General features: G+C 30.0%; 9 protein-coding genes. 8 read left to right on the top strand and 1 reads right to left on the bottom strand.

Annotated elements, in window-relative coordinates:
• Positions 1-886: 886 nt before the first annotated feature.
• The 7 genes from U9R42_07060 to U9R42_07090 all read left to right on the top strand — a co-directional run bounded on the left by U9R42_07060 (position 887) and on the right by U9R42_07090 (position 9,093).
• Positions 887-2,050 (top strand): 1-deoxy-D-xylulose-5-phosphate reductoisomerase, encoded by a 1,164-nt coding sequence (locus U9R42_07060; protein MEA3495779.1) that lies wholly within the window; start codon positions 887-889, stop codon positions 2,048-2,050.
• Positions 2,051-2,053: 3 nt separating this feature from the next.
• Positions 2,054-3,373, top strand: coding sequence for an RIP metalloprotease RseP (gene rseP, locus U9R42_07065; GenBank protein ID MEA3495780.1), 1,320 nt, complete (start codon positions 2,054-2,056; stop codon positions 3,371-3,373).
• Between the two features lie 255 nt (positions 3,374-3,628).
• The gene (locus tag U9R42_07070) at positions 3,629-4,627 is read left to right on the top strand and encodes a VWA domain-containing protein (protein MEA3495781.1); all 999 of its coding nucleotides are present in this window, start codon (positions 3,629-3,631) and stop codon (positions 4,625-4,627) included.
• Between the two features lie 3 nt (positions 4,628-4,630).
• Complete coding sequence (locus U9R42_07075; GenBank protein MEA3495782.1) at positions 4,631-5,683, top strand: VWA domain-containing protein; 1,053 nt, start codon at positions 4,631-4,633, stop codon at positions 5,681-5,683.
• Positions 5,676-6,464, top strand: coding sequence for a tetratricopeptide repeat protein (locus U9R42_07080; GenBank protein MEA3495783.1), 789 nt, complete (start codon positions 5,676-5,678; stop codon positions 6,462-6,464). The genes U9R42_07075 and U9R42_07080 overlap by 8 nt, the downstream gene beginning before the upstream one ends.
• Positions 6,458-8,296 carry a BatD family protein gene (locus tag U9R42_07085; GenBank protein ID MEA3495784.1) on the top strand — a complete coding sequence of 613 codons (1,839 nt, stop codon included), beginning with the start codon at positions 6,458-6,460 and terminating at the stop codon, positions 8,294-8,296. Before U9R42_07080 ends, U9R42_07085 begins: the two co-directional genes overlap by 7 nt.
• Entirely contained in the window at positions 8,293-9,093 is an 801-nt protein-coding gene (locus U9R42_07090) for a hypothetical protein (protein MEA3495785.1), read from the top strand. The genes U9R42_07085 and U9R42_07090 overlap by 4 nt, the downstream gene beginning before the upstream one ends.
• Before the next feature lie 403 nt (positions 9,094-9,496).
• On the opposite strand, the gene U9R42_07095 is transcribed toward U9R42_07090, so the two are convergent.
• Positions 9,497-11,419 carry a cation:proton antiporter gene (locus U9R42_07095; GenBank protein ID MEA3495786.1) on the bottom strand — a complete coding sequence of 641 codons (1,923 nt, stop codon included), beginning with the start codon at positions 11,417-11,419 and terminating at the stop codon, positions 9,497-9,499.
• A 332-nt stretch (positions 11,420-11,751) separates the two neighbouring features.
• On the opposite strand from U9R42_07095, the gene trxA reads away from it, so the two are divergent.
• A complete protein-coding gene (gene trxA, locus U9R42_07100; GenBank protein ID MEA3495787.1) occupies positions 11,752-12,123 on the top strand; it encodes a thioredoxin in 372 nt (123 codons plus the stop codon).
• Positions 12,124-12,678 lie beyond the last annotated feature (555 nt).

The following is a 12,678-nucleotide window of genomic DNA, read 5'->3' on the forward strand; positions in this document are numbered from 1 at the left end:
TTCGGATGAGATGCTTTCAAAACAATCATCAATTGACATTAAAATACTGACTGCCGGAGTTTATTTTATTACTATCATTGCTGAGGATGGAAGTAAAGAAAATCACAAACTAATAAAGCTGTAGTTAGTGTCTCTAAGAAAACTCTGCAAAATTAGATTCCTATCTTTTTGCGATATTTTTATCTTTCTCAACTCACTGATGCTAAGGCATCGCCTCGTCTCAAAAAATAAAAATCTCACCTGCCTGACGGCAAAGGCAGGTCAAAAATCTTAGAAATCATAAAATTTGATAGTTTTCTTAGAGGCACTAGTTAAATTTTAAAAGATGTCTTTTCCTGAATATACTCCTCTCAAATGAAAGAGATATAGTATATTTTAGGTTCTATGTCAAATATGTGGGTAATCAAATTTGCCACAGATTCACAGATTACAAAAATATTCTTTTTGTAATTAGTGCTTATAAGAAAACTCATTATTTGCCTGTACCCCTTAAATGTACGATTTCTGCGTTATATTCGTCTTTAAAACAGTCATCCGTACGGACTCCTTGATTTTAAAGACTTCACATGACTTGAACTTGAACATTTTGAACTAAACACCCTACTTTATAGACAGCTACTAATTAATGAATTTTCGCCAAATCCAGATATATCGGGACTAAAGGATATATTTTATTAGAATATTGCATATAAATTAATTTTAATCTGTGAATCTGTCTTTGACAGACGTAGTCTTGCTTCTATTACACTTAGCATGTCTTCGACAGACGAAGTCTGTGGCTTTAATTTTTTTTCACTCACATAAATCAACATAGAACCATATTTTATTGCACTTGCACTTTCTTAGATTTTATTTAACTTTGCCGTTCTTTTGAAAATAACGAGTGATGGAAGAAAGTAAAAAAAAGGGAATTGCAATATTAGGTTCAACAGGTTCTATTGGTACGCAAGCACTTGATGTAATAAAAAAAAATACCGATTTATTTTTTGTTTCTGTTCTTACAGCAAACGAAAATGCTGATTTATTAATTAAACAAGCAAAAGAGTTTAAACCCAATACTGTTGTAATTGGAAATGAAGAAAAATTTAATAAAGTAAAAGGAAGCCTTTCTGATTACGATATTAAAGTTTTCACTACTAATGAAGCAATAGAACAGGTTATTGATTTTGAAGAAAATGATATTATTTTAAATTCATTGCTCGGTTTTGCAGGATTAAAGCCAACGATAAAAGCTATTAACAGTGGAAAAATATTAGCACTGGCAAATAAAGAATCTCTTGTTATTGCAGGTGAAATAATTAATAAAAGTTACGAGGGTTCACAAGCTAGCATTATTCCTGTTGATTCCGAACATTCAGCAATTTATCAATGTCTTATCGGTGAATTTAACAACCCGATTGAAAAAATAATGCTTACTGCCTCAGGTGGTCCATTTTATGGTAAGGATTCAAAGCATCTTGAAAAAGTTACAAAAGCTGATGCATTAAAACACCCGAAGTGGAATATGGGCAATAAAATTACTATTGACTCTGCAACAATGATGAATAAAGGATTTGAGATAATTGAAGCAAAATGGCTTTTTGATTTAAGAATAGATCAAATTGAAGTTCTCGTTCATCCTCAATCACTAGTACATTCTTTTGTTCAATTTACAGATGGCTCAATAAAAGCTCAACTAGGAATGCCTGACATGAGAATCCCCATTCAATATGCATTTTCATTCCCTAAAAGAATAAAAAGTGATTTCCCAAGATTAGATTTTTTAAAATATCCGAATTTAACTTTTGACAGTCCCGATTTTGATACTTTCCCAAATTTAAGATTAGCATATCAGGTAATAGAAAAAGCTGGCAATATGCCTTGTATTCTTAATGCTGGCAATGAAATTGCAGTGGAGGCATTTTTGTCTGAAAAAGCAGGTTTTCAAGACATTTATCGTATAAACAAAAAGTGCTTAGAAACTATTGATTACATGAAGAATCCATCTTTAGACGACTATTTTAAAATTGATGCAGAAACAAGAAAATTTGCTAAAACCTTAATAAAATAACAAATGCAAACAGTAATAATGATAGGGCAATTATTGCTCGGACTTTCAATTCTTGTAGCAATACATGAATTCGGGCACTTTTTAGCTGCTAAAGCTTTCGGAATGAGAGTTGACAAATTTTTTATCTTTTTTGATTTTGGTAAAAAGAAACTTTTTAGCTTCAAAAAAGGTGATACAGAATATGGAATTGGATGGTTTCCTCTTGGTGGATATGTCAAAATTGCAGGAATGGTTGACGAATCTATGGATAAAGAACAACTGGCAAAACCACCTCAACCTTGGGAATTTCGTTCTAAGCCACCATGTCAAAAATTAATTGTAATGATTGCCGGTGTTTTTATGAATCTTATCCTTGGAATTTTTATTTTTTCAATGATGTCCTTTCATTATGGAGAAAAACATATTCCTGTACAAAATAATGACCCCGCAATTGTTGCTATGGAATATGGTAAAGAACTTGGATTTCAAACAGGCGATACTTTGCTCACGGTAAATGGAACTGAGTATCAATCCTTAAAAAAATTCAACGACCTTTACAGCTACAATCTTTTACTTGCTAACAATATTGATGTTGAGGTTTTAAGAAATGGTGAAAAAGTTATTATTACAACTCCTGAGAATTTCTTAAATACAGTAGCAGACGGAGGAGTTGATAAAATTATTCAACCTGCATATAAATTTTCGGTAGAAAAAACAATAAATAATAAATCAGGATTACAAGCTGATGATAAAATTGTAGCAATTAATGATACATCAATAAAATATTATTATGAATTTGTTGATAAAGTTCAAAGTTATAAAAATAAAAGTGTTGCAATTTCTGTTGTTCGTAATTTTGATACAGTTGTGCTTTCCAAAGTAGCAATTGATAAAAATGGAAAAGTAGGTTTTTACACCAAAGATGAGAGAAATACAATAACAACATCTTTTGGCTTTTTTGAATCCTTCAAAGTAGGGAATAAAAAAGCATGGTATTTATTAAAAGAAAACACTCTTGGTTTTATTAGCCTTTTTAAAGGTGATGTTGACCCGAGAAAAGCAATAAAAGGACCTGTTGGTATCGCAACAATTTATGGTGGCGTTTGGGTTTGGGCTAATTTTTGGCTTATCACAGGTTTGATTTCCTTAATCCTTGCTTTCATGAATCTTCTTCCGATACCTGCACTTGACGGTGGTCATGTTATTACAGTTTTAATTGAAATGGTTACAGGAAGACCACTGGGATTTAAAACTATGGAGGTAATTCAAACTATCGGAATAGTCATTGTTTTCGGATTGATAATCTTTTCTGTGTTCAATGATATAATTCAGAATTTTTTCTAAGAACGGAAGTTCCTGATAAAAAAATCTGAGACGACACCTCATCCTGGCCTTCTCCTCAAGGAGAAGGAATTGGTTTACTGCTGGTTTTTATCTTTATTGTTTGTTTTTTCCAAACAAGGTTTAAGTTACAAAGCTCGCACTCGGTGTAGTTTGCAAAACACCTTTTACAGCTTGAGTAATAGGTTATGGCAAAAATATTGCTAACCAATAATGGCTAAAAATTATTTTTTTTAATAAAAAAAAGCATTGTAAAAAATGAATATATGGAATTATAAATTTGAAGATCCACAGTTTTTATGGCTTTTAATTATTGTTCCTATTATTGTATTTTGGTACATTTATAAAGAAAATATACGATATCCTGAACAAAAAATCCCGAGTTTACAAGCTTTCGAAAATCAAAAAAAATCATTAAAGGAGATAGTTCGTCATTCACTTATAGTATTCCGTATTCTTGCTATTGCTCTATTAATAATTGCACTTGCACGTCCACAATCAGCACTTGACAAAGAAAAAATTACTACTAAAGGTATTGATATTGTTCTTGCTATGGATATTTCTACTTCTATGCTTGCCCGTGATTTTAAACCTGACAGACTTGAAGCTGCCAAAGAAGTAGCTACCGAATTTATTGAAGGAAGACCAAATGACAGAATAGGACTTGTGGTTTTTGCAGGTGAAAGTTTTACACAATGTCCGATTACATCAGATAAAAAAGTTCTAATAAATCTTATTTCAAAAATAAAAACAGGAATTATTGAAGACGGAACTGCAATAGGTCTTGGACTTGCTACCTCAATTGATAGGTTAAAGGATAGTGGTGGGAAAAGCAAAGTAGTAATTATACTTACTGATGGAGAAAATAACAGAGGTTTTATTGACCCGATAACCGCTGCCGAAATTGCTAAGGAATTTAACATCCGTATTTACACAATTGGAGTTGGAACGCGTGGAGAAGCACCATATCCTTTTAAAACACCTTTTGGTATTCAAATTCAAAATGTGAAAGTAGATATTGATGAAGAACTTTTGCAAGAAATTGCTTCAATAACAGGAACTAAATATTTTCGTGCTACTGATAATCAAAAACTTAAAGACATTTATGCAGAAATAGATAAAATGGAAAAATCAAAAATTGAGGTTACTTCATTTAGAAGACATATTGACAAATTTTTTCCTTTTGCACTAATTGCATTAATATTAATTACTATTGAAATACTTTTGAGAAATTTAATTTTTAAAAATTATCCATAAAATATGGACTTTGTAAGATTTGAACATAGTGAATATTTATTTGGATTATTATTAATCCTTTTGTTTGTCATCCTTTTTGTCATGCGAATGATTGCATCAAAAAAAGCAATCAAAAAATTTGGTGATACCAAACTTGTGCTAAGATTGATAAGGAATAAACCCAAGTATAAAAGACAGTTAAAATTTATTTTAATTATTCTGGCTTTTGCTTCAATTGTTTTTGCATTAGCAAATTTACAATTCGGTTCAAAAATCGAAAAAGTTAAAACAGAAGGAGTTGATATCGTTCTTGCAATTGACCTTTCATCAAGTATGATGGCTGAGGATATTAAACCGAATAGGCTTGAAAGAACAAAACATTTTATAAATCAATTATTAGATAAAATTTCAAATCACAGAATAGGAATAGTTGTTTTTGCAGGAAATGCTTATGTGCAAATGCCATTAACAATTGACTATCCTGCTGCTAAATTATTTTTATATAATTTAAATACCAAAATGATTCCTACACAAGGAACTGCAATTGGTGATGCTATTAAAAGTTCAAGTGAATTATTTGAAGCAAAAAATAATAAATATAAAACCATAATAATTTTTTCTGATGGAGAAAACCATGAAGGAAATGCTATTGACAATGCCAAAGAAGTAGCAGAAAATGGAGTAATAATACATACGGTTGGCGTTGGAACTGCCAAAGGTGCACCAATTCCTGTTTATAGAGGCAATCAACAAGTTGATTTTAAAAGAGACAAGGAGGGGAGTATTGTTTTATCAAAAATAGATAACGCTATGCTTCAAGAAATATCCGCTGTAAGTGGTGGTGAATATTACAGAATTACAAATTCCGGTGATAATTTAAAAGCACTTTTGAAGAAAATTGATTCTCAAGAAAAAAGAGAAATTGATTCACACATGGTTACTGATTATGAAAGCAAATTTCAGTATTTTCTTGCACTTGGATTATTCTTTTTGATATTAGAATTTTTTATTTTTGAAAGGAAAAGTAATTGGAAATTAAATTTTAAAAACTTAAAACTTACTTCTAACAATGAATAAAGTAATATTTGTCATATTAATATTTTTCTTTAGTTCGTCTGTTTTTGCACAGCATCAAAGTAAGCTTGTAAGAATTGGGAATAAAAAATATGAAAAAGAAAACTATGTAGATGCAGAAGTAAATTATAAAAAAGCTCTTGAAAAAGAACATGATAAACCACAGGCAATTTTTAATCTTGGCAATTCACTTTTTAAACAAAAAAGATATGAAGAAGCGGCTAAGAAATTTGAGATGCTTGCAAATTTAACAGATGATAAAAATATAAAAACAAAAGCTTATCATAACCTTGGTAATTCAAATTTACAGCAATTTAAAATTGAGAAAGACCCTAAGAAAAAATCTAAAGAATTAGACAATGCAATTGAAGCTTATAAAAATGCATTAAAAACAAATCCTTCGGATAAGGAGACAAAATATAATTTGAGTTATGCTCAAAAGTTGAAACAACAGCAACAAAAACAACAGCAGAAAAATAAAAAGGATAAGAAAGACAAAAAAGATAAGAAGGATAAAAAAAACGAGGAAAATAAAGACAAACAGAAGCAAGAACAAGAGAAAAAGAAGCAAGAAAATAAAGAAAAACAAAACCAAGAACAACAGGATAAAAAAGAGCAAGAAAAAAAGGAAGGAAAACAAAGTAAGCCTCAAGAAGGAAAAATTGATAAAGAACAAGCTGAGAAACTATTGAAAGCTTTACGAAACGAAGAAAAGAAAGTTCAGAAAAAAATGATGGAAAAGAAACAAAAAGCTACAAGAACTAAAATTGAAAAAGAGTGGTAAAAATTAAAAGAATATTGTTTTCATTTTGTTTGTTGCTAACAACAGCATTGCTTTATTCACAAAGTTTTAATGTTGGAGTAAGTTCCAAGAATATTGCTATGAATCAACGCTTGGATATTACTTTTACAATTAAAGGAGAATCAAGTAATTTTCACCCACCGAAATTTGATAACTTTTCAATTGTTTCAGGACCTAATAGATCAAGTAGTTTTCAACTTATTAATGGACGATATAGTCAGAGCAAAACCTTTAATTATGGATTACGCCCAAACAAAATTGGTAAATTCAAAATTGGTTCAGCAACTGTTAAAATTGATGGTAAGAATTATAAAACTGAAGCAATCACGATTACAGTAACAAAAGTAGCTCAATCAAAACAGAACAACTGGCGAGGAAATCCACAGCAATCACAATCCGGCAGTCAAAAAAAACAGAAGAAAAAATCACAAAGTATTGAAGAGCAGTTGGCAGATAATCTTTTTATTAAAGCATTTGTCAGTAAATCAAATCCATATAAAAATGAACAACTAACACTAACATATAAGCTATATTATCGATTACAATTTAATATTACGGAAATAAAAAGACCAAAATTTTCGGGCTTTTGGATTGAAGAAGTTAATTTAGGAGAAAGTCAACGCAAAATTGAAGTAGTAAATGGGGAACGATATTATGTTTCTCAATACATGAAATATATTCTTATTCCTCAAAAAATAGGAAAAACAACAATTAATCCATTAAAAATAAATTCTGTTGTTAGGGTTCAGTCTCAAACTCAACGAAACGACCCTTTTAGCAATCCTTTTTTCAATAACTACCAAAACTATAAATACACAATTAAATCGAATGCAGTAACAATTAATGTGAAAGCATTGCCAGCAAACAAAACTGCAAATTATTCAGGCTTAGTAGGAGCTTTTTCTATGGATGTTTCTGCCGATAAAACAGAAACAAAAACAAATGACCCAATAACATTAACAATAAAAGTTTCGGGAAGAGGAAATTTGAAATTATTAAGTGATTTTGAGATTGATTTACCATCAGATTTTGAAATTTATGAGCCAAAGATAAAAGATAATCTTTCGGTAGGGACAAATGGTATTTCAGGATATAAGACTTTTGAATACCTACTTGTGCCTCATGTTGCAGGGAAATATGAAATACCCCAGATTACACTTTCCTATTTCAATCCGGTAAAAAAACAGTATAAAACATTAAGTTCAAATGAAATTGAGTTAAAAATACTTAAAGGAGACGGGACAGAAAATGCTCCATTGCTTACAGGGCTAAGTAAACAAGAAATTGAATTAAGAGGAAAGGATATTCGTTTTATAAAAGTTAACAAACTGAACTTACAAGAGAGGAATAGATATTATTTTGGCTCTTACAAATATTTTATTCTCTTGATTTTACCATTTCTTATTTTGCTGACAGTTGTTCTGATGAGAAAAAAAATAATTGAATCAAGAAGGAATGTTGCTTTACTCAAAATGAAAAAAGCAACAAAAAAAGCTAAAAAGCAATTGAAAACAGCAAAAAAACATCTTAAGAAAAATAACAGTACTGAATTTTACATTTCAACAACAACAGCTTTAAATGGTTATGCTTCTGATAAAATGGGTATTGCTGCTGCCGAGCTTACCAAAGATAAAATGAAAGAAGAATTAGTTGAAAGAAATGTAAGCGAAGAAAATATTGATAAATTTCTTGAATTGATTGATAATTGCAATTTTGCACGATATGCCCCTTCTCAAGCAAATTTTAAACTACAGGATATTTATAATCAATCTGTGGAACTTATTTCTTCAATTGAAAAAGAGATAAAACAATGATAACAATTTTTAATAAAAATAAATTTTCTACCGTAAATTCAATAGTTTTTGTTGCAATCTTTCTATTTTCAGGATTAATTGTTAACTCCGCTTTTGCTAAAAATTATGAAGGCATTTTTGAAAATGCAAACAAACTTTATCAAGAAAAAAAATATAACGAGGCAATAATATTATACGATTCTATTGAGTCATCTAACTATGAATCTGCCGAATTATATTTTAACAGGGCTAATGCATTTTACAAATTAAAAAAATATCCATCTGCAATTCTCAACTACGAAAAGGCAAAACTTTTTGATGGATCTAATAAGGATATTGACTTCAATTTACAGCTTGCAAACCTTAATATCGTTGATAAAATTGAGCCTCTTCCTGAATTGCTATTTTTTAAAACATGGTATCAACTTCTTAATGTTTTCCCTTCAAAGAAATGGGCATTCATTAGCCTTGCTTTTCTTTGGATGACTTTGATTTTACTAATTGTACTTATTTTTACATCACGTCATAGATTAAAGAAAATTAGTTCTCTACTTACATTAATTTTTATTATGTTTTTTCTTTTTACATCTTATTTGAGTTTTAAAAGATATAAAATTGAAACACAACATAATTTTGCAATCATTTTCTCGCCTTTGGTTTATGTAAAAAGTGCCCCTGATGAAGGAAGTACAGAATTATTTATTATCCATGAAGGATTAAAAGTAAAAATACTGGAGAATGTTGATTCATGGTTTGAAATAAAACTCGCAGACGGAAAGACAGGTTGGTTGCAAGAAGATGATTTAAAAAAGATTTGATTTTTTATCATCGAATTATACCAATTTAACATCAAAACGTCTGATAAATAAATTAAATTATATTTTTCTTTTTTTAGGCAAAAATTCTTTGCATAACTTGTTCCGCACTTGTTTCGGAAGCTATAGCTACGGAAATAATTTTTAACGACAAAAAAGGGAAATAGAAATGATTTATATCGGGTGTTTTGATGTTAATTTGGTATTACACAAATTTACACGAATGATGTTTTTTGTCGTTATTGCGAAGGATACGTCTGAAGCAATCTGATGAGTAGGAGTAATTTCACGCAAAGACGCAAAGAACGCAAAGAACGCAAAGAAGAATTGTTTATTTGTTTATTTGGTGATTTGTTTATTTGGAATTTGACTGAGGATTGCTGACTGTTTTTGATTGCCGACTCATTTACTGAAACTTCAACCTTACTTCTTCCAAGCTTTTCTCTGAACCTAATACTGTTATAATATCATGTTTTTTCAAAACCGTATAACCGTGAGAAGTAATGAGTTTGTTATTTCTAAATATTGATAAAACTAAAATATCTTGAGGAAAGCGAATATCTCTTAATGCTAAGCCATGAATGTCATTATCGAGTATTTCAATATCTGTTGTGTCTTTTTCGGAATCGGTGCCAAGTAAAACGGATGTAGCTTTTGGAGATCTTACAAAGTGATCTAACAAACTTATAATTGCAGTAGATGGCTCTACAACTATAGCGTCAAGTTTTCGGAATTTATTAAAATCCAGACGGTTACTCAGTTGAACTATAATATTGGGTACTGCAAATTTTTCATAAGCTAATTCACAAATTTTATAATTTATTTCATCCGATTTCATCAGAACTATGGTTTCCGCATTTTCGATTTTTAATTTTTTTAAATTTTCGTGAGTGAAATCAGGGATTGTTTCAACATCAACAATTTTACAGGTATCTTTAGGAATATCACATATCTGTGTAACAAGTTTTACATTCCAATTATGTTGCTTTAGTACCTTGGCAAGAGTGATAGAAGCACCTTCAAAACCAAAAATAATAACATCTCTATTTCCTGTAAACTCAGAGATTTTTGCTTTTTTATGAGATTCTCCAACAAAGCCAATTGCCCATTTAAGTAAAGGAGGTCCTATAAATTGATTTAAAACAACTACGGCTATTAAAATAGAAGCTAATTCGCTCCCCCAACTAGGAAATTTTTCTGCAATAAGCATAATCAAACCAAAGCTAACTCCTGCTTGGGTAATGTATGCAGACCAATTTACAATCAAATGCCTCTTTGGAATTTTATTTATTATTCCTCCAACAGTGGTTGAAATAATAACTGCTACTATACGAACAAAGAAAAATACTAAAGCAATAATCCATGATTCAATCAAAATATCAATGGATATAGATATGCCGGCAAAAGTAAAAAAGGCAACATAAACATAAGGACTTGCTTTTTCAATTATCATTTGCAAATTGATACGATATTTTGAATAATTTGTTAAAACAAAACCTGCAACCAATCCGCTCAACAAAGGCTCGATATGAAAAGTGTAAGGAAGATATTTGGAGGAAGTTAGCTCAACAATATCTGTAAGAGCAAAAATACCCCATCCTATCAATAAAAAAATTACCATTGTAATAAATGGAATTATTCTTAAGGATAATAAAAATTCTAAAATTTTGAAAATAACAAAACCTAAGAAAACAGAAATAATCAAATCTACAACAATTAAAATGATATGTTGTAAATCAAAATTTGCCCCTGAAATAATTGTGTTTACTAAAGAAAAGTTAATTGAGAATATTAAAATTACAATAGTATCAACTATTACTGTTACGCCTAATGCTGTTTTTGTGAAAGGACCTTTTGCTCTGATTTCATTTATTATGGCAATAAAAGAGGAAGGAGAGCGAGCAATAAAAATTGTAGAAACTAAAATTGAAATTGATACGACCATTGGATATGGTAGTCCGCTAAAAAAAGGAATATATTTAGAAAGCAAGATTATTATAACAAAGCTAACAGCAAAAGTAACTACTAATTGCGATATTGTCATTCTAATAATGTTCCCGATTTTGCTTCTTATTTCTTTAAGAAATAATTCTGTTCCTGCTGCAAAGGCGATAAAAGCTAATGCAATATCATTGATAAAACCTAAGTTTTGAACTGATTCTGTTGTAACTAAATTTAAAAAGTAAGGACCTGTAACCACTCCAACAATTATAAATCCTGTAATTAATGGTAATTTTAATTTTTGGAAATATTGAGATAATCGTTTTGACGCAACAGCTATAATTGCAAAAGCAACTAAAAATATTAATGTTTCAGGAATATAGTTCATAAGAAAACAATCATTTTATTATCCTTAACTATTCGCTCATAGGTAGGCTTTTATTTCTTTACAAAAATAGCTTTAATCATGATTCTAATTTGTAAAAATTTAAAATTATTTTTTTAAGTATCATTAAGGTTTAGTGTGAAATTAAATTATTTATCTTTGTTTGCTACTTTGCATTTTAACTGTTTTAGAAAGCTATTCTATGTCTGGATTAAAATAAATATCAATATTGTCATTTTAATTCGTCAAATTGTCAGCAGTATTTTTGGCATGACAATAGCAATATTTTTCGCCAACTAAGAATTTAAATATTAAAATAAATAAATTGAATTGAAATGGAACATTTAACAAAACAAACATTTTTAGAAAAAGTTTTTAATTTTGAAAAAAATAAAGAATGGAAATTTGAAGGCGAATTACCTTGTATTATTGACTTTTACGCAGAATGGTGTCAGCCTTGTAAAATGGTTGCTCCTATTCTTGAAGAATTATCAATAGAATATAAAGGTGCTGTAAATATTTATAAGGTAGATACTGAAGACCAACAAGAACTTGCAGCTGCTTTTGGAATTAGAAGTATTCCTTCAATGTTGTTTTGCCCCAAAGATGGGCAACCACAAATGGCTCAAGGTGCATTACCTAAAAATACTATTGAAAAAGCAATGAACGATATTTTTAAGGTAGAAAAACCGGTTGCTACTAAATAGTTAATTTTTTAAAAAAGAAAATTAAAGCAGGATAGGATAACAATTCTATCCTGCTTTTTTTTGTTTGATACTTTAGGGGGACTTCTAATAATTCCTTCTCTAAAGCTACGGAGGACAAGTGTTTATCCGTTATTCAATTCTTGAGTTCATTCCAAAAAGGTCGTTTTCGTCATTGCGAACGAAGTGAAGCAATCTGTTGCTTTGAAACATTGTGCTTGATGGATGAGATTGCTTCAGACGTACCTCCTTCGCAATGACGAGTTATTATTTTGTTTATTCGTTGATTTGATGATTTGATGATTGGTTGATTGGAAGAAAGATTGGAAAAATGGATGATTTGATGATTTGTTTATTTTCACGCAAAGACGCCCCGATACAGTCATTCTTCCTTATGGGGCAAGCAAAGAACGCTAAGAAGAATTGTTTATTTGTTTATTTGTTTCAATAGTCATTTAGTGGTCATTTGCTTCGCTGTCATTTAATTGTCATTAAGTTGTTTATTTGTTTATCCATGCGGACAAGTTTTGTTTATTTGGTGATTTGTTTTCTTTCATC

This window comes from Bacteroidota bacterium, from assembly GCA_034723125.1.
GTDB lineage: Bacteria > Bacteroidota > Bacteroidia > CAILMK01 > JAAYUY01 > JAYEOP01.

What these genes read in the sequence shown, in the direction of transcription:
- U9R42_07060 (MEA3495779.1), top strand. Translation starts at nt 887, where the DNA reads ATGGAAGAAAGTAAAAAAAAGGGAATTGCAATATTAGGTTCAACAGGT.
- rseP (MEA3495780.1), top strand. Translation starts at nt 2,054, where the DNA reads ATGCAAACAGTAATAATGATAGGGCAATTATTGCTCGGACTTTCAATT.
- U9R42_07070 (MEA3495781.1), top strand. Translation starts at nt 3,629, where the DNA reads ATGAATATATGGAATTATAAATTTGAAGATCCACAGTTTTTATGGCTT.
- U9R42_07075 (MEA3495782.1), top strand. Translation starts at nt 4,631, where the DNA reads ATGGACTTTGTAAGATTTGAACATAGTGAATATTTATTTGGATTATTA.
- U9R42_07080 (MEA3495783.1), top strand. Translation starts at nt 5,676, where the DNA reads ATGAATAAAGTAATATTTGTCATATTAATATTTTTCTTTAGTTCGTCT.
- U9R42_07090 (MEA3495785.1), top strand. Translation starts at nt 8,293, where the DNA reads ATGATAACAATTTTTAATAAAAATAAATTTTCTACCGTAAATTCAATA.
- U9R42_07095 (MEA3495786.1), bottom strand. Translation starts at nt 11,419, where the DNA reads ATGAACTATATTCCTGAAACATTAATATTTTTAGTTGCTTTTGCAATT.
- trxA (MEA3495787.1), top strand. Translation starts at nt 11,752, where the DNA reads ATGGAACATTTAACAAAACAAACATTTTTAGAAAAAGTTTTTAATTTT.